This window comes from Vibrio profundi (genome assembly GCF_043642225.1).
Lineage (GTDB): Bacteria > Pseudomonadota > Gammaproteobacteria > Enterobacterales > Vibrionaceae > Vibrio > Vibrio profundi_A.
Genome location: NZ_JBHZSF010000001.1, coordinates 588,549 through 604,879 on the forward strand (window position 1 = coordinate 588,549; position 16,331 = coordinate 604,879).

Genomic DNA, 16,331 nt, shown 5'->3' on the forward strand with positions numbered 1-16,331 from the left:
ATCTATCTCTCTGCTTGAGACCAAGCATTACCTTGGATCCAATTACTACTTAGAGGTGTTGGGGGATTCGCACCCATATAAAGTCTGTGTCCGAGTGCATTTGCTTGAATAAAACCATAGCTTGGGGGCCAGGACATTGGATGAATATCCCAAATACCATGACAATGGGCCTCGTTTCTTGGATCATTTTGTTTTGTGTTGTAAGAAGAACACCAAGACTCCCGAGCTAATACATCAAGGTAAATAATTCTATCGTTTGTATTAAATATATCTTTTAACTCAGGATCAGTTTTCATCCATTTTATCCAACCTGGTGAAATTGTTGTATAGCTGCAGGCTGGTGGCGTGTATATTTGACTAGAATTTTTGCGGTAATACTTGCTAGGTACTTCAATAATCCTATTATTCCATTCTGGGATTTGAATACGAAGCCCTCGTAAGAACTCCCAAGAGATATCTAGCCCGCAGGTTTCGGCTTTAGGGTCAGAGAATAGGGCGATGATTTTGTTTAGCTCCTTCTTAGAACTGTACTGTTTGACGATCTTCCCGGTTACAATTGCCATATCGACGCCTGGCAGACCTAGGAATCCTGCGGATACCCCCATCCCCCATACTTCACTATTGAGGCTTTGAACATATACACCTTCTAGCCCAATTCCAACAAATGGTCCTCCTGAAAAAACGGCTACTGGGCCTTCAGCAACACCACGAACGTCTCTAGAATTGTACGCTACAATAGACATTGTCATTTCTGCATCCAATGCTGTGTGGATGCCATATTCTCCTGCAACAACAATGTCTTCCATGTTTGATGTTACTGTTAAGCCAAGAGATTGATTTCCGGCTTGAGCGCTGACTCCCATTTGAATTGCGCCAATCTTTTCCGGTTCTACCCAACTCGACGGATGCGGACAGTGAGATCCGCATTGGGCACTTGAACGAACCCGGCGTGAGTTAACATTATGTGTTGGGGCGGGTTCAAAGTATCTATTGGTAGCTAGTATATTCAAATAAGGTGTATCTCCAGAAATTAGCTCAATAGGTAATAGAGCCTCTAAATGATAAAACTCGCCATCGAAATACGTAGAGTGTGTGATATTTTTATGTTCATATTTTGGTTTGGGTATATAAAATTGGATGGTGTTTGTATATTTAACAATTGATCCCGTCAATTGTTTGTTTTTTAATTTTATAGATTTGTGTTAGATGATGTATTTTTCAGTTCCACTATTAACTTTTTACTCATTAGGGTTTGTTTTTTTTAGGACTGCACCCTTTCAAAATATCTTGTAGGTAAGTAACGAGGGAGGGAAGTGTCAAAGTACTTAGGATAAAGAAAACCCCGCTTGGCTTTCGCCTAACGGGGTAAAGTTTCTTCGCAGCAATCCAGCTACTGCTTACCTCAAAGAGGTAAGGTGCTCCAAGCATCTTCCGTGCTACTGGTTAGATCCGTTAACCCATCTCCGTTTAATCCGTCGCCGTCCTAGCGGTGTCCTTACTTGCCTATCGTCCTGATGAGCTGAATCTCTTCCCGAAATTTTCACGTCTGTGAGCTTATGTCACCAAAGGTACTTCTAGTTCATTCAGTGAATTACATCCATGCGGATTACTCTTCCTAAGTAACCCCCCTTCTTCCTGAAGGTCGTTACTCCATTAACCTGTCCAATCCTGCCAACTTCCTGTCGATAAATTCATATTACTACTTTGAACTTTTTTACCAAGCAAACGTTTAAGTAATAATTGTGTTTCAGTGATGTTAATTAACTAAAATACTATTATAAACAATGATTTAGTCTTTATTTTAGTTTGTGTTTTAGGTAACAATCCTTTCGGTCTTACAGCTCTTGTGAGAGATCTCTTACAGGGAGAATCTCTTTAGGCTAGTTCTGATATTGAGTTGTAAACGATTTGCTCCCTTTCTCTGAAAAAGCATGCTAAAAAAGTGGCTAGTTTTATTGAGGTATGAAGGAAATATAGGATGCAGGTTCATCACATTAACCCAACCCCACGTTGGTCTGACGTAACGGTATTCAATGGGATTGCCAATTTTGTCGAAGTGGCAGAAAGCGATACGTCTGGCGATATGAAAAGCCAAGTTCAGCAGATATTTGATCAAGCAGAGCAGATGCTTGAGTTAGTCGATAGTGATAAGTCACGAATTATGTCGGTAACCATTTATGTTACTGACTTCGCGAACTTCGACGCATTGAATGAGGTTTGGGAAGCGTGGTTTCCTAAGGGCTGCGCGCCAAGCCGAGCGTGTGTCAAAGTAGAATTGGCAGACCCAAATCTATTGGTTGAAATGGCGTTCGTTGCGGCAGCTGGCGATAAATATCAAAATTAAGAAAATACTGCTTTAAAAATAATGACTTATTAATATATTCAATCTGTTTTGCCTGTCGCAAATAAGATGCAATATTAAATAGAGTGTATATTTATTTTATAGAATGCGACTCATGAATTGTCTCGTTTACCTAAAGGAGTATTGCCATGAGTCGATTTTTGTTCATGCCCCGTTCGAGGGTATTGAAGTTAAGCTTAACCTTGATTAGCGCTGTATCACTCGCCGCTTGTTCGGATTCTTCTCCCCCTAACGATCTCTCCCATCTCGGTACATTTTCTTCTTCTCGTCCAGATGTCCCTTACGTCAAAATCTATCAGTCTAATGACAAAGATTATGTGATTTCTCCTTGGGGCGGCATAGAGCTCATAGTGGATGAGAACGGAAAACTGTCTTCTGCTGACAAATCTGTGGGGCTAGTAGGCGAATTTAGCAATGTCCAAGATGGGTTATACGAGCAATTGGATTACACCATTTATGGTGAATCGGTCAGCTTAAAGCGGGTCGACGAGCTTGAAGGCGCTGAGCTTGTCAGCAAAATGTATCAAGGCATTGAAGGCTTCGAGAATATCAGCAGTGGCAATACGCAGTGTGGTAGCACTTCCTTACAGACCAATTTGAATAACTCGTCATTTGATAGCGATTTGATTGGTCGATTAGTCGAGAAAGCCCAATCTGATTTCCACCCACTCAACAAAACGACCAGTATTGTTGTTGCACATAATGGCGAAATTGTTATCGAAGAATATATGAACGGTTGGAGTGCGGATTACCCACATACGATCCAATCGATCACTAAGAGTTTAACGTCGCTGGCTGCTGGAGCGCTGGTACAAGAAGGCAAAATCGAAGGTGAAGACCAAAAGGTGGCTTCATTGTTACCAGATTACGCCGATGCGTTGACCGATAAGAAATCTGAACTGACTTTAAAACACTTCCTCACCATGAGCGCAGGCCTAGAGTGGGATGAATGGAGTACATCTTACGATAACGATACCAACTCTCGTAATATAGAGATGAACAGCCCTGATGCGGTGGAATATGTCCTGTCACAAAAGCTGGTTAAAGAGCCCGGAGAGCAATTTGTATATAACGGAGGGCTAGTCACTGCCGTGGGCAAGATCATCGAGGAGCACTCTGGAAAAGGAGATGCTGGCGAGTATTTGGTGTCTGGGCCACTCTCAAATTTGTGCTTTAAGAACGCTTACATGCATATTCAAAATCAGAGTACTTACAATTTTGCTGGTGGTGGTTATCTGCGCTCTCGAGATTTGTTGAAACTTGGTTTGCTCGTTAAAAATGATGGGGCGTGGAATGGGGCTCAATTGGTCGATAAGCAGTGGGTAGCCCACTCACTAGAAGAAGAAATGACGACCAACTGGAATGGAATGCGTTATGGATACTTCTGGTGGATGCAGGACTACATCATTGAAGGTGAGACTTATAATGTTGTTTATGGGTTAGGTTACGGTGGACAAGTTTTGGCAATTGTAGAAGAACTGGATCTTGTCGCAGTGAGAACAGCAACGAACTTTCGAGGAAGCAATGCCTTTGACGGATTTATGAAAGATTATGTAATTCCGGCATTTGTTCGTACGCAGCCAAAAACTTAGCAAGAAGCTGAATAATAAAAAGCCCTAATCTTTGAATAAAGTTTAGGGCTTTTTTGTTGGAGGAAAACATCCAAGAGTTCGGTGTTAATAATTAAAAAATCAATGGAGTGATAATATTTACTGCTAGTTTTGTTATTAACATTCATGATGCTCTGTTAAGGGATGGATGTTTTTTGTAATAGAGGTTTATTATCTATATTGAGATCTTAATCACGCGCAACGCAACCGGTTGCGCTTTTTGTTTACAAAATGATCGTATAAGATTTGTTCATCAAGGTGATTATAGTTTATACAGATATTGGAGAGCAGAATGAAAAAGATTTTACTTTGTTGCAGCGCGGGCATGTCAACCAGCATGCTAGTCAAGAAAATGCAGGAAGCAGCAGTGGTTAAAGAGATTGAGTGTCATATCGAAGCAGTATCAGTCAGTGTTTTTGATGAGTTGATTCAAGATTTTGATGTATGCCTTTTGGGGCCTCAGGTTCGATTCCAGCAGGATGAACTGCAGAAGGTAGCGGATCGCTACAACAAAAGGGTCGAGGCCATCCCAGCAATGACCTACGGAATGATGAAAGGTGATGAGGCGCTCAATCAAGCGTTATCTCTGATTCCTAATTAATAAGTTTATTTAAACTTAAATACAATCAATTAAATATTTTATTCATATCTGCATTTATTTGTGGGTAGGGGTAATACATTTAAAAGGAATTAAGTTATGTCGTTATATAATATGGTGATCAACTTTGTTGAGAATAAAATTGCACCGATTGCAATCAAAGTTGGCAACCAAAAACATGTAAGAGCGATGCGTGATGGTTTTATCGTAGCCATGCCATTTATTATTGTCGGAAGTTTCGCATTAGTTTTTGCTTTTCCTCCATTTTCAGAAGATACCACGAATAGTTTTGGCCGAGCATGGTTAGATTTTGCGAGTGCCAATTTTGACAACATTATGATGCCTTTTAATATGACCATGGGCATCATGGCGGTCTTTGTTTCCATGGGAATAGGTTTCAACTTAGCGCGTGCTTATAACATGGATGGTATTACCAATAGTGCGTTGGCGTTGATGACGTTTTTATTGGTGGCGTCTCCCGCATCTGAAGGAGCATTGTCAATGGGACATCTCTCGGGTACGGGAATTTTTACCGCGGTGATCAGTGCGTTTTTCGCCGTTGAACTGAATCGAATCCTTCAGAAATACCACATTACCATTAAGCTTCCGGAACAAGTTCCTCCTGCCATTGCCCGTTCATTTGAAGTCTTGATCCCGGTGCTATTTGTCTTCGCGACTGTCTTCCCGCTTAGCCTTTACTTGCAAGCTGAATACAATATGTTGATTCCTGATTTGGTGTTAGAGGCGTTTAGGCCATTAGTCAGCGCATCCAATACGTTACCCGCGATCATCGGGGCATTACTGCTTTGTCAATTGTTATGGTTTGCGGGGATTCATGGGGCGGCGATTGTTGTTGGGTTATTGTCACCCATCTTCCTGACGAACATCAGTGCTAACCAAGAAGCTTACTTAGCGGGTGAAACGATCCCTAACGTATTTACACAACCATTCTGGGATTTCTATATCTTCATCGGTGGCTCTGGCGCAACGCTAGCACTGGTATTGCTTATGATCTTTAGCCGCTCTGTTCACCTTAGAAGCCTTGGTCGAATGAGCTTTGTCCCTGGCATGTTTCAAATTAACGAGCCAGTGATATTTGGTAGCCCTTTAGTGCTTAATCCTACGTTATTTATTCCCTTTGTATTTGCGCCGGTTTTAAACGCTATTGTGGCGTATACCGCTGTCCATATGGGGTTTGTGGGTATGGGCGTTTCTCAAACCGCTTGGACGGCACCCGCTTTACTGGGCGCTTCGTGGGGCTCTGGCTGGACCATTTCGCCGGTTATTTTAGTGGTCATTCTGTTGGTTATGGATCTGTTTATTTACCTTCCATTTTTCAAAATGTTTGAAAAGCAATTGTTGAAGCAAGAAGGTGAAGCGGAAGAAGCGAAGAAGGATTCAGCATCGCCGACCGGCTCTGGTGTAACGGCCTAACGTTTATCGTATTTAACAATGTATTGACTAATTGGCTGTGTTCATTCACAGCCGTAGCAGAAATTTTGAGGTTCTGATGAGTATGAAAATTGAAGAAGGCACGTTGGATCAAGAACAAGTCGTGATGGAGATCATCGTTAATGCAGGTGAAGCTCGAAGCTTGTGTTTTGAATCATTGCAATTGGCTAGAAAAGGCCAGTTGGAAGAAGCTCGCGCCAAGGTAAAACAATCACGCGAGTGTATTAACCAAGCGCACCTGACTCAAACTCGCTTGATTGAACTTGATCAGGGAGAGGGCAAAGTGCCAATGACGCTAGTGATGGTACATGCGCAAGATCATTTGATGACAACCATTGCAGTGCAAGAACTCGCCGTTGAAATGCTTGAGCTACACGCTCGGCTAGATGAGCAACAATCTGATCAGGAAGCGCTGAGAGCCGACCTTCGAGCACTTCGCGTTAAGGGGGAGTCATGACAGGGATGCGTAATAAAAGCTTAAAAATCGCCATTATTGGTGGAGGCAGCAGTTATACGCCAGAGTTAATTGAAGGCATCATCAATCGTCATCAACAGCTGCCTATTTCGGAAGTCCACCTCGTTGATGTAGCGGAGGGAAGAGACAAGCTCTTTATTATTGAAGCACTTGCTAAGCGAATGGTGGCGCGTTCAGGTTTAGACATCAATGTTGTTGCGACATTTGATAGGCGTGAAGCGATTCGTAACGCTGACTTCGTGATGACTCAGTTCAGAGTTGGGGGCTTATTCGCGCGCGCGAATGATGAAAAAATCCCTCTCAAATATGGTGTGATTGGGCAAGAAACGACTGGGGCGGGCGGATTCGCAAAAGCGTTGCGCACCATTCCGGTCATTTTAGCTATCTGTAAAGACATCGAAGAATTGGCACCTGATGCATGGATGTTGAACTTTACTAACCCTGCGGGGCTGGTCACCGAAGCGGTGCAAAAGTACAGCTCAGTAAAAACAATCGGCTTGTGCAACGTTCCTGTTTCGATGCAAATGATGATCGCAGACATGATGGAGTGTAAGCCAGAACAACTCTCGTTAGAATGTGCGGGATTGAACCATCTCTTATGGGCTCATAAAGTGTGGCTAGGCGGGCAAGACATCACACAGACGGTCCTGAAGAAAGTGGGCGATGGGGCGAACTTCAGTATGAAGAATATTTTTGAAGAGCCGTGGGAGCCAGAGTTTTTGAATTCACTTGGCGCGATTCCATGCCCTTACCATCGATATTTTTACCAAACTGATGCCATGTTGGCAGAAGAAAAACAGGCGTCCCTTAATGAGGGGACTCGCGCTGAGCAAGTCATGAAAACGGAAGCGCAGCTGTTTGAACTGTATAAAGACACGAGCCTTGATCATAAACCTAAGTTACTAGAGGAGCGGGGCGGCGCGTATTATTCCGACGCGTCTTTGAACTTGGTTGATGCTTTATATAACAACCTAAATACAATCAATGTGGTTAATGTTCGAAATAATGGTGCAATTGCAGCATTACCCGACGACGTTGTGATTGAGTGCAGCGCCGTGATTGGCAATTGGGGGGCAAAACCGTTGGCATTTGGAGAGTTTTCACCTGCTATCACTGGGCTTGTGACTCAGGTTAAGGCTTACGAACAGTTGGCGGTAGAAGCGGCCGTATATGGCGACTATGATAAAGGTTTAATGGCATTGACATGTAATCCTTTAGTTCAAGATATCAGTAAAGCGAAGAATATCTTAGACGAGATTTTGAAGGTCAATTATGACTATTTGCCTCAATTTCATGGCAAGAAAGTGTCTTCCTCTCAAATGGCTTAAGGTTTGAGTGTGTCGATTCTCATTGTCGGCGTTCAGTATTTGGTGAATGTGAATTCGCCAAATACTCCAATAAGGAAAAACAAGAATGCACGTCATATTTAACGCTGATGACTTCGGGCTTAGCCGAGGGGTTAATACCGGAATCATTGAGTCTTCTAATAATGGAGTTGTTCGCTCCACAACGTTAATGGTGGGAATGGAAGCGCAATCTCATGGGCTTTCACTGTTGGCAAGTGCACCTAATTTGAAATTAGGGCTTCACCTCAGGTTAACTGCAGGCCAAGCATTGGCTAAAAAAGGCACCTTGACTGATGGTGCTGGGCACTTTCTTAGCCAAGATAATTTTTGGCCTCGAATGCATTTTGATGAAAGTGAGCTTTATGAAGAGCTTTCATTGCAGGTTGACGCTTTTAAAAAATTAGGTGTTCCTCTTAGTCATATAGATAGCCACCATCATGTGCATACACACCCCAAAGTGTTTCCTGTCGTGTTTGAATTGGCGCAGAAACATAACGTGCCATTGCGGGGAGGCGAGACACTAGCGGCCAACCCCAGAGTATTGCGTTATCAGTTCAGTGACGTGTTTTATGGGGATTCGATTGATGTGGCCACGATTGTTAATGAGATAAAACGTTGTCGCTTGCATACCGATGTTGTCGAATTTATGTGCCATCCTGCTCATGTTGATCACTCACTAAAAGCACAAAGCAGTTATCACCAACAACGCGCGACAGAATTACAAACCCTGATAAGTGAAGAACTGCAACAAGCACTCCACAAAGCGCGTGTATCGGTGACGGATTACTCAATATTTTGTCAATAACGATAGCCGCTTCAAAAATTAGAGGTTAGCAACCTGTCAGCTATTGCCCCCCCTTAGTCAAAAGGCAAATAATGCTGACAGTTTGCTACTCTATTTTCTTTCATTTACATCACCAACGGTACAACCCGTTGTTCACTAAGGTAATTAAGTATCCATGGCTAGGATTAAAGACGTCGCTGAATTGGCTGGCGTGAACCGTTCGACCGTTTCAAGAATTATTAACGGAGAAGGAAAGTTTCGTGCGGATACCGTAAGAAAAGTCGAAGCGGCGATGGCGCAGCTTAATTATCGACCGAGTGCGATTGCCCGTTCTTTGGCAACCTCTTCTTCCAATATGATTGGATTATTGGTGACTTACTATACCGGTGGATTTTTTGGCGAAATGATGGACCAAGTCCAAGCCGAATTGGATTTGAATAAGAAATTTTTGATCACTGCTCAAGGGCACCAAACTGAGCTTGGAGAGCGTGAGGCGATTCAACGTTTTAATGATTTACGGTGCGATGGCTACGTCTTGAATAGTCGTCATTTGAGCGATGATGAATTACGAGAGTTAGCCAAACAACCCACGCCGTTTGTGATTCTTGATCGCATGGTTGAAGGGTTAGAATCACGCTGCGTAACTTTTGATCATGTTCTTGCGGCAAAAGAAGCCGTCGATCATTTGATAGATCAAGGTCATAAAGTGATTGGGTGCATCACAGGATCGCCAGCTCGAGTTTCCAGTCAGCTGCGAACTCAAGGTTATCAACTGGCCTTGCGGCAAGCGCAGCTTACGGTATCTGAATCATTAATGGCTGAAGGCGATTATCGGCAGGCTAGTGGTTATGAAGCGGCAAAAGCATTGATTCAATCTAACCCCGATATGACGGCTATTTTTTCTTGCAGTGAAGAGATGACAGCAGGAGCCGTTCAGTATTGCCATGAACACAATATTGCGATCCCTAATCAAATTGCGTTGATAAGCTTTGATAGCATAAATCGATGTGAAATGTATTACCCAACGGTTTCGTCAGTGCACTTTCCTATCAGTGACATGGCACGGTTAGCAGTATCGATACTAATGAAGCAGATCGGCAATCAGCCTTGTGATTCAACGCATCAATTAAGTCATGAATTAAGAATACGTAATAGCTCGATTAAGCGCTAAAAAGAAAGCCCCACTCACGTGTTGTGAAAGGGGGCTTTTTTGTTCTGCATGTAGCTACTCATTGTGGATTAGGCTGACTTAATTGAGCATCAAACCGCCTGTATCATTATGACTATTTTACCTTTTTTAGAGTACTAGCATCGGTGTGTGAGAACGCTTGACCGTAGATCTCTAACGCGGTGGTTTGAGAGTAAGTGAGCGTGTCATCTGCAATATTGATGTTCATTGTGAAATCAGTGGTCGCAGCGTTCTTTGTCATGTAGTTCGACTCTGCGACACCGTTGCCAGAAGCTGTTAGCGTCATAATATTGCCGGCTTTACCTTCTGCGGTAACACAAGTTGTACGCGGTACACAGAAAGAGTTGTAAACAGTTTGATTCGCTTTGTCATAGATGAAGTAGCCACGTTGATCGTGGAATTTACTGTCATCTGTTTTTCTGAACACTTCCTGTTTGTAATACAGCGCGACTAGGTACTGATCACTTGCATTGGTCGCATCCGCTGCTACTTCGAATGTCATGACTTCGTAGAATGGCGTCACCGCTGATGCGCCAACCCCTACTGCAGATCCTTCTTGGCTAGGCGCGATGTCTACACCTCCAGAGTCAACCGATTCCCAAGTACCCACTAATTGAGCAAGTGGCCCAAAGTCTAAACCGTTAATTTCGGTGCTTTGAGTGGCCATCGCTGGCATGGAAAGCGCGGCTGCAACGCCCAGAGCTAACATCTTTTTCATAATTACTTCCTTTAATTGACTGACTTATTATGCGCTGCAATTTAACCCTAAGGTGGTACTAATCACTTAACATAGATCAATAAAATGATATTTACAGAATGTTATTCTATTGGTGGATGAGTGCTGGCTATTTATTGATCTGAAATCACAACATGTTGATGTCCCACGGCATTTTCGTGTCATTCTTGAGTGGGTTTAAATGCGACCTCGAGTGAACCTCGTAGAAGGGCTAAAATCGACTTTTATTATTGCGGAGAAGTATTTAAGCGTTTATGTTCAAACTCTTACGTTATGAATTTAAGCTCATGGAGATGGAATGGATATTGAAACTTATCAAGTAGACTCATTTACCAATCAGGCCTTTAAAGGAAACCCAGCTGGTGTTTGCATTACCCACTCTTCATTAGACTCAGCGTTAATGTTATCAATTGCGGACGAAATGGCGGTGTCTGAAACCGCATTCCTTAATTTAGAGAACATGAACCTCAAGTGGTTCACTCCGCGACTTGAAGTGCAATTGTGTGGTCACGGCACGTTAGCAGCGGCTCATATTCTGAAAGAGAAGGGGCTTGTGAAGGTTGGGGAAACGCTTTCTTTTGAAACGCTTTCGGGTGTACTTCAAGTTCAGGTTCGTGACGAAGACTTTAAAATGGACTTTCCAGCGCCATCGATAAACTATGAAGTCAATTCGAACGGCGATAAGTTGACCGCATTAGGGTTAGATGAATCTCAAGTCTTGGCATACGGCTGCTTTGATGGAAAAGAGCTGATTCAAGTACAAGATGAGAGAACGTTGCTTTCATTGCAGCCCAACTTCGAAGAGCTATCGCGCATGCAAGGCAGAGGCATACTAGTGACGGCGCTAGCGAGTTCAAGTGAGTTAGATTTTGTCTCACGTTATTTTGCTCCGTGGGTCGGCGTTAATGAAGATCCTGTGACTGGGTCGGCGCATTGTGCGTTAGCCGTGCATTGGCAGAAAACCTTCCAACACACCAAGTTAAGAGGCTACCAAGCTTCTCGACGTGGGGGCTATGTTGACGTTGAGTTAAATTCGAATAGCCGGGTCTCGCTAGTCGGTGCGGCTGTGACCACGCTTAAAGGCACATTGGTCGTCTAATGTCATTTCTCATGGCGTCATCATTGTTGAAATAGGAGCCATTTATGCAGTATCCAGCCCCGTTGAAACCGGGCAGCACCATTGCCATCACCGCTTTCTCATCGGGTGTGCCACAAGCGTGCCATGCGAGATTAGATATTATTATCTCTGCGCTCAAAGCGCTCGGCTTTCAAGTGATCCAAGGGGAATGTCTGCGTCAGGATATTCAACATGTCAGCGCTCCTAAAAAAGAGCGAGCAGAAGAACTGATGACGTTTCTTTGCGATGATTCGATTGACGCTGTTATCCCGCCGTGGGGGGGCGAATTCGCCATGGAGCTTCTGCCTTTACTCGATTTTGACAAGCTGAGTTCAGTTTCACCTAAGTGGGTGGTGGGCTTTTCAGATGTCAGCACCATTATGATGGCATTAACCACTCGGCTAGGCTGGGGAACCGCGCATGCTGCTAACTTGCTCCAGCTTCATCCCAATGAATCAGAACCGTTGACCGCTAATCTTCTGGGGTGGTTGGGGCTAGAGCCCTCGCAAAGTTTTACTCAGCACTCATCAGCCAATTTTGAGTCTATGGGGGAATCATTTGCTGATAATCCGCATGCTTTATTGAACTGTAAGATACCAACGTGCTGGAAAATACTTGGAGAAGACGAGCAAGTGACCTTCAGCGGGCGCTTGATCGGCGGTTGTTTTGATACTCTCACGCACATTATTGGTACCGAACACTTTGACCTAGATCGATACGCAGCGAGTGTGAAGGAAGAAGGCGTGATCCTGTATTTAGAAAATGCGGAAATGTCTCCGACGGTCTTAAAACGTGCATTGTTAAGCCTTAAATTTAAAGGTGTATTTGACGTTATCAACGGGTTATTGATAGGCCGGAATGCCGTCATGGATAATGGTGGAAAAGCCATTTCTGGGTTGGACGCGTCGATTGATGTGTTAACGGATGTCGATATTCCGATTGTTTACGACGTCGATATAGGGCACCTTCCCCCAAACCTTACTTTGGTCAATGGTGCGCTCGCTAATGTGACGGTGAAATCAGGAAAGGGAGTCGTGACCCAATCGCTGACTTAGCGACTTAAATGACAAAATAATGCAAAAAAGGGGGCGATGTTTGAGTATATAGTAAAAACCGCGCCCCTTTGATTAAGTAATGCTAAGCCCATAACTTAGTTGCCCACCAACTTAACCTCACACCGGTTAGAGTTGATCCTCAATTGGCAGTATCCCACTTATCCAAGCCCCCATTCTTCTCCAAACACTGGCGTTGGGCTCCGTATAGAGCGTGGTATTGGTTTTATGATCGCGCCAAGCCACATCGCCATCTTCAATGACAACTTGGTAAGCGTTACGTTTAAGTTTTTCGTCTAGTTCTCGGTATGACTGCCCTACGTATTCTGGCTGTTCTATGATGACGGCCATCTCGGTGTTAAGCAGTGCAGAACGAGGATCCCAGTTCATTGAACCAACGAATAGCGTGTCCTTGTCTAGAAGCATTGCTTTTGCGTGAAGACTAGAGCGGCTGCTGCCCGTCATGCTCCAGCTCGATTCTAAGTTAGCGCTCGATTTCACTTCCCATAGCTGCACGCCTCCTTCGACTAGGTCTTGACGGTATTTGGCATACCAACCGTGAACCGCGAACACATCGTTTGATGCGAGTGAATTGGTAATAATGATGACTTCTTTACCTGATTGAGCGGCATCAACCAACTCTTTTGTTCCGGTTTCTGTCGGGACAAAATAGGGTGAAATCAGTACTAATGAGGTTTCGACTTCTCTTAGCAAGGTCGATAAGTTATCGACAAGGCTGCTGCCTTCTCCGCTTATCTTGCTGGGATCGTCGTAAAGTAAGTGGGCATCTCCCCAATAAAGAGTGATATCTCTTTCTTGCATCTCTTGATAAAACTTCAGTTCAGTAAAGTCGTATTCACCTGATGAAAACTTCTTATCTAATTGAGAGCTTTCTAGCCATTCATTGACTTCCTTCTGGGTAATGTGAGTATCGGATTGCGATATCCACTCCATGGGAATCGCAAAATTACTGTTCCAGTACATATCAAACTGGGTATCTATTTCTTGGACAGTATTGCCATAGAGAAGTACATCAAAATCACCAAATTCAACGCTTGATTCAAATGAAAAATACTCATTTCCAATGTTTCGGCCGCCGACAATTGAAGTGACACTATCGGCTGTTAAAGATTTGTTGTGCATCCGTCGATTAAGGCGGTCGAAGTCGCTAAGAAAGGCGACCGCACGTGAAGAACGGTAGTGGTGTGGGTTGAACAATCGAACTTCAATATTGGGGTGCGCGTTGATATAACCTAATCCTTTGTCGTCACGTTTTTGCATGTCATCCAGTAGCAAGCGCACTCGAACGCCGCGTTCAGCCGCTTCAAACAAACGCCAAGTGAGTAACTGGCTTGTTTCGTCATTGCGATAAATGTAGTACTGCAAATCCAAGCTTGTTTCGGCGCTTTCAATGAGTGCTAATCGTGCGAGTAGCGCATCGTGGCCTAAGACTAAAGGGAAGAAGCCAGATTGATTATCCGGCTTGGGTTCTTTTGGTGTCAGATAGTTAGATAGTGTTGAGTCTGCTTGATATCCGTACACATAACTCGCGTGTTTACTTTCAAGATCTTGTTGGGGAATAGCTCCACACGCGGTGAGCAGAAGAATCGGGATGAAAGCTAATAATCGAGTGAAATGAGCGGTCATTTTCATAGAGTTCACAATGAGTTTTGGTTAAATCCAGTGTAATTGACAATAGGGCCACTGTAAGTAGCCCTATTGATCGCTTTAAGAAAAGAGTCACATTTTTACACTAGCGGAGTGTGTCGTCGCTATAAGATCCCAAGGCTTTTTAATTTTCGATAAATGGTGTTGCGGCTGATGCCTAATATACGAGAGGTCTTGCTGATATTCCCCTGATTCGCTTGGTAGGTTTGAAGTAATGTGTCTTCAATGGTTTGCTTGAGCTCGGTTTGTGGCGGTGTCGCGGGATTGGCAACAGTGCTTGCTGAGTTCAGGTTAATGTTGGCCGTGACTTGTTGAGAGTGACCTGTAAGCTGCTGAGCGAGCTGACTAGGGACATGTTCGAGTGTGAGCAGAGGCTCGTCACTCGATAGCAATGATGAGACTTTGAGTAAATTGTCGAGTTCACGAATATTGCCTGGCCAAGCGTACCCACAGAACAAGTCCATTAGATGCGGGCAGATCGCTTGGTTCGAAAGCGCGTGTTTAGAATGAATGTGTTCAATGAGTGCTTGTTTGTCTTGTCTGTCTCTAAGGCTAGGTAAAGTAAACGCTAACCCATTCAGTCGATAATAGAGATCCTGTCTGAATTCACCAGTAGCGACTAACTCTTCTAAGTTCTTGTGAGTGGCAGCGATGATCTGGCAATCAACGGAAAAGCTCTGGTTTGATCCAACAGGCACCACAGATTTATCTTGCAGAACATGCAAAAGCCGACACTGAGCTTCCAAAGGCATATCGGCAATTTCATCTAAAAACAGCATGCCTTTATCGGCTTGGCGAATTTTCCCTTGGAAGCCTTTGTTATTGGCGCCAGTAAATGCCCCTGGGGCATAACCGAACAGTTCCGATTCAATTAAATCTTTTGGTAATGCGCCACAGTTAACCGCAACCAAAGGGGAGGATTTTCTTTGGCTTTGCTTGTGTAGCGCTTTAACAAACTCCCCTTTTCCGACCCCTGTTTCACCCAAAATAAGTAGGCTAATGCCCTTGTCGACGACTTTATTGGCTTGCTGCCACGCGTGCTCGATTTGTTGTTCTCCATGGTGGAGATCGCAAGAAGCGGACAGCGAACGGGTACGCCTTGTCGCGCGCTTCAACTGCTGCTTTTCGAATACAAATGGCTGCTGGGAAGCATTTCTGTTTAATAGAGTATCAATACACTCACCGACCATTGAAGGGTGATCCAGTAATTGGGACGCGACTTGATTATGTGCTAACACTTCTCCGGATTCGTTGGCGATAACGATGCCCTGCCAACCGCTGTGGAGTAATGACTTTTCACACGCGAGATCAATGCGAGTTGAGCCTTGTGGGATATGGCTCAGCAATTGGTTTTCTATCAGCTGAACCATGTTCTGAACCAAAAGTTGAACTGACGCGTCGTGCTGTTGTTGCTCACTGGTAATATCCAAAATGCCGACCATATTTCCTTGGTGATCAAACACTGGGCTTGCTGAGCAGCTAATAAAACGGTGCTGGTGGATAAAGTGCTGCTCACCGATGATAGATACGGGTTTGGCTTCGATGATCGCCGTACCAATGGCATTCGTTCCTTTGAGTTGCTCCTGCCAGCAAGCTCCAGAGCTCAAGGCTATCGTTGTGAGCTTTTCCTTAAACCTTTCTTGCCCCCAGCTGGCCAGAATCACGCCTTCGATATCGGTGAGGATCAATCGACTGTCGGTACGAGCAAACATCTGGTTGAACAGTGGTAAGGCAACCCCTTCCACAATCTGTATTAAATCTGAAGATTGATAACGTCGCTGTTTCAGCATGGATTGAGATAAACGAATGTCATCGGGCAGTTTTCGCTGCTTTAACCCTGCTGCCGTACTTCGATTCCAAGAGGATGAAAGCCAATCTGATGAATGTGTGTGTTGAAGTTGCATGACTGTTCCATGTCGTGACAGTGAGGGTGTACCAAATT

At 44.1% G+C, this 16,331-nt stretch carries 12 protein-coding genes and 3 pseudogenes; 10 read left to right on the forward strand and 5 right to left on the reverse strand.

The window, feature by feature from the left end; all coding sequences use genetic code 11:
* Nucleotides 1–2: 2 nt before the first annotated feature.
* The gene (locus ACHUFI_RS02785; RefSeq protein ID WP_394246750.1) at nucleotides 3–863 is read right to left on the reverse strand and encodes a hypothetical protein; all 861 of its coding nucleotides are present in this window, start codon (nucleotides 861–863) and stop codon (nucleotides 3–5) included.
* A 1,115-nt stretch (nucleotides 864–1,978) separates the two neighbouring features.
* Between ACHUFI_RS02785 and ACHUFI_RS02790 the strand changes: the two genes are divergently transcribed.
* The 8 genes and pseudogenes from ACHUFI_RS02790 (at nucleotide 1,979) to ACHUFI_RS02825 (ending at nucleotide 9,798) form a co-directional block, all read left to right on the forward strand.
* Nucleotides 1,979–2,344 (forward strand): RidA family protein, encoded by a 366-nt coding sequence (locus ACHUFI_RS02790; protein WP_394246751.1) that lies wholly within the window; start codon nucleotides 1,979–1,981, stop codon nucleotides 2,342–2,344.
* Nucleotides 2,345–2,490: 146 nt separating this feature from the next.
* The gene (locus tag ACHUFI_RS02795; protein ID WP_394246752.1) at nucleotides 2,491–3,954 is read left to right on the forward strand and encodes a serine hydrolase domain-containing protein; all 1,464 of its coding nucleotides are present in this window, start codon (nucleotides 2,491–2,493) and stop codon (nucleotides 3,952–3,954) included.
* Between the two features lie 310 nt (nucleotides 3,955–4,264).
* A complete protein-coding gene (locus tag ACHUFI_RS02800) occupies nucleotides 4,265–4,573 on the forward strand; it encodes a PTS sugar transporter subunit IIB (protein ID WP_394246753.1) in 309 nt (102 codons plus the stop codon).
* A gap of 96 nt (nucleotides 4,574–4,669) precedes the next feature.
* Nucleotides 4,670–6,004 carry a PTS sugar transporter subunit IIC gene (locus ACHUFI_RS02805; RefSeq protein ID WP_394246755.1) on the forward strand — a complete coding sequence of 445 codons (1,335 nt, stop codon included), beginning with the start codon at nucleotides 4,670–4,672 and terminating at the stop codon, nucleotides 6,002–6,004.
* A gap of 103 nt (nucleotides 6,005–6,107) precedes the next feature.
* Nucleotides 6,108–6,407 (forward strand): annotated as a pseudogene (locus ACHUFI_RS02810) (PTS lactose/cellobiose transporter subunit IIA); the annotation flags it as partial.
* Between the two features lie 77 nt (nucleotides 6,408–6,484).
* The gene (locus ACHUFI_RS02815) at nucleotides 6,485–7,825 is read left to right on the forward strand and encodes a 6-phospho-beta-glucosidase (protein ID WP_394246962.1); all 1,341 of its coding nucleotides are present in this window, start codon (nucleotides 6,485–6,487) and stop codon (nucleotides 7,823–7,825) included.
* Nucleotides 7,826–7,910: 85 nt separating this feature from the next.
* Nucleotides 7,911–8,648, forward strand: coding sequence for a chitin disaccharide deacetylase (gene chbG, locus ACHUFI_RS02820; protein WP_394246756.1), 738 nt, complete (start codon nucleotides 7,911–7,913; stop codon nucleotides 8,646–8,648).
* A gap of 154 nt (nucleotides 8,649–8,802) precedes the next feature.
* Complete coding sequence (locus tag ACHUFI_RS02825) at nucleotides 8,803–9,798, forward strand: LacI family DNA-binding transcriptional regulator (RefSeq protein ID WP_394246757.1); 996 nt, start codon at nucleotides 8,803–8,805, stop codon at nucleotides 9,796–9,798.
* A 112-nt stretch (nucleotides 9,799–9,910) separates the two neighbouring features.
* On the opposite strand, the gene ACHUFI_RS02830 is transcribed toward ACHUFI_RS02825, so the two are convergent.
* Nucleotides 9,911–10,534 carry a heme-binding beta-barrel domain-containing protein gene (locus tag ACHUFI_RS02830; protein ID WP_394246758.1) on the reverse strand — a complete coding sequence of 208 codons (624 nt, stop codon included), beginning with the start codon at nucleotides 10,532–10,534 and terminating at the stop codon, nucleotides 9,911–9,913.
* A 316-nt stretch (nucleotides 10,535–10,850) separates the two neighbouring features.
* Here ACHUFI_RS02830 and ACHUFI_RS02835 point away from each other — a divergent pair, with 316 nt between their 5' ends.
* Nucleotides 10,851–11,651, forward strand: a complete 801-nt coding sequence (locus ACHUFI_RS02835; RefSeq protein ID WP_394246760.1) for a PhzF family phenazine biosynthesis protein — start codon at nucleotides 10,851–10,853, stop codon at nucleotides 11,649–11,651.
* 44 nt (nucleotides 11,652–11,695) lie between these two features.
* A complete protein-coding gene (locus ACHUFI_RS02840; RefSeq protein WP_394246761.1) occupies nucleotides 11,696–12,724 on the forward strand; it encodes a S66 family peptidase in 1,029 nt (342 codons plus the stop codon).
* A gap of 126 nt (nucleotides 12,725–12,850) precedes the next feature.
* Here ACHUFI_RS02840 and ACHUFI_RS02845 read toward each other — a convergent pair whose 3' ends face one another.
* The 3 genes and pseudogenes from ACHUFI_RS02845 to ACHUFI_RS02855 form a co-directional block, all read right to left on the reverse strand.
* Entirely contained in the window at nucleotides 12,851–14,374 is a 1,524-nt protein-coding gene (locus ACHUFI_RS02845; protein WP_394246762.1) for a phospholipase D family protein, read from the reverse strand.
* Nucleotides 14,375–14,493: 119 nt separating this feature from the next.
* Nucleotides 14,494–14,622, reverse strand: a pseudogene (locus tag ACHUFI_RS02850) (helix-turn-helix domain-containing protein); the annotation flags it as partial.
* An 86-nt stretch (nucleotides 14,623–14,708) separates the two neighbouring features.
* A pseudogene (locus tag ACHUFI_RS02855) lies at nucleotides 14,709–16,293 on the reverse strand (sigma-54-dependent Fis family transcriptional regulator); the annotation flags it as partial.
* Nucleotides 16,294–16,331: the final 38 nt, after the last annotated feature.

What these genes read in the sequence shown, in the direction of transcription:
- ACHUFI_RS02785 (WP_394246750.1), bottom strand. Translation starts at nt 863, where the DNA reads ATGGGAGTCAGCGCTCAAGCCGGAAATCAATCTCTTGGCTTAACAGTA.
- ACHUFI_RS02790 (WP_394246751.1), top strand. Translation starts at nt 1,979, where the DNA reads ATGCAGGTTCATCACATTAACCCAACCCCACGTTGGTCTGACGTAACG.
- ACHUFI_RS02795 (WP_394246752.1), top strand. Translation starts at nt 2,491, where the DNA reads ATGAGTCGATTTTTGTTCATGCCCCGTTCGAGGGTATTGAAGTTAAGC.
- ACHUFI_RS02800 (WP_394246753.1), top strand. Translation starts at nt 4,265, where the DNA reads ATGAAAAAGATTTTACTTTGTTGCAGCGCGGGCATGTCAACCAGCATG.
- ACHUFI_RS02805 (WP_394246755.1), top strand. Translation starts at nt 4,670, where the DNA reads ATGTCGTTATATAATATGGTGATCAACTTTGTTGAGAATAAAATTGCA.
- ACHUFI_RS02815 (WP_394246962.1), top strand. Translation starts at nt 6,485, where the DNA reads ATGCGTAATAAAAGCTTAAAAATCGCCATTATTGGTGGAGGCAGCAGT.
- chbG (WP_394246756.1), top strand. Translation starts at nt 7,911, where the DNA reads ATGCACGTCATATTTAACGCTGATGACTTCGGGCTTAGCCGAGGGGTT.
- ACHUFI_RS02825 (WP_394246757.1), top strand. Translation starts at nt 8,803, where the DNA reads ATGGCTAGGATTAAAGACGTCGCTGAATTGGCTGGCGTGAACCGTTCG.
- ACHUFI_RS02830 (WP_394246758.1), bottom strand. Translation starts at nt 10,534, where the DNA reads ATGAAAAAGATGTTAGCTCTGGGCGTTGCAGCCGCGCTTTCCATGCCA.
- ACHUFI_RS02835 (WP_394246760.1), top strand. Translation starts at nt 10,851, where the DNA reads ATGGATATTGAAACTTATCAAGTAGACTCATTTACCAATCAGGCCTTT.
- ACHUFI_RS02840 (WP_394246761.1), top strand. Translation starts at nt 11,696, where the DNA reads ATGCAGTATCCAGCCCCGTTGAAACCGGGCAGCACCATTGCCATCACC.
- ACHUFI_RS02845 (WP_394246762.1), bottom strand. Translation starts at nt 14,374, where the DNA reads ATGAAAATGACCGCTCATTTCACTCGATTATTAGCTTTCATCCCGATT.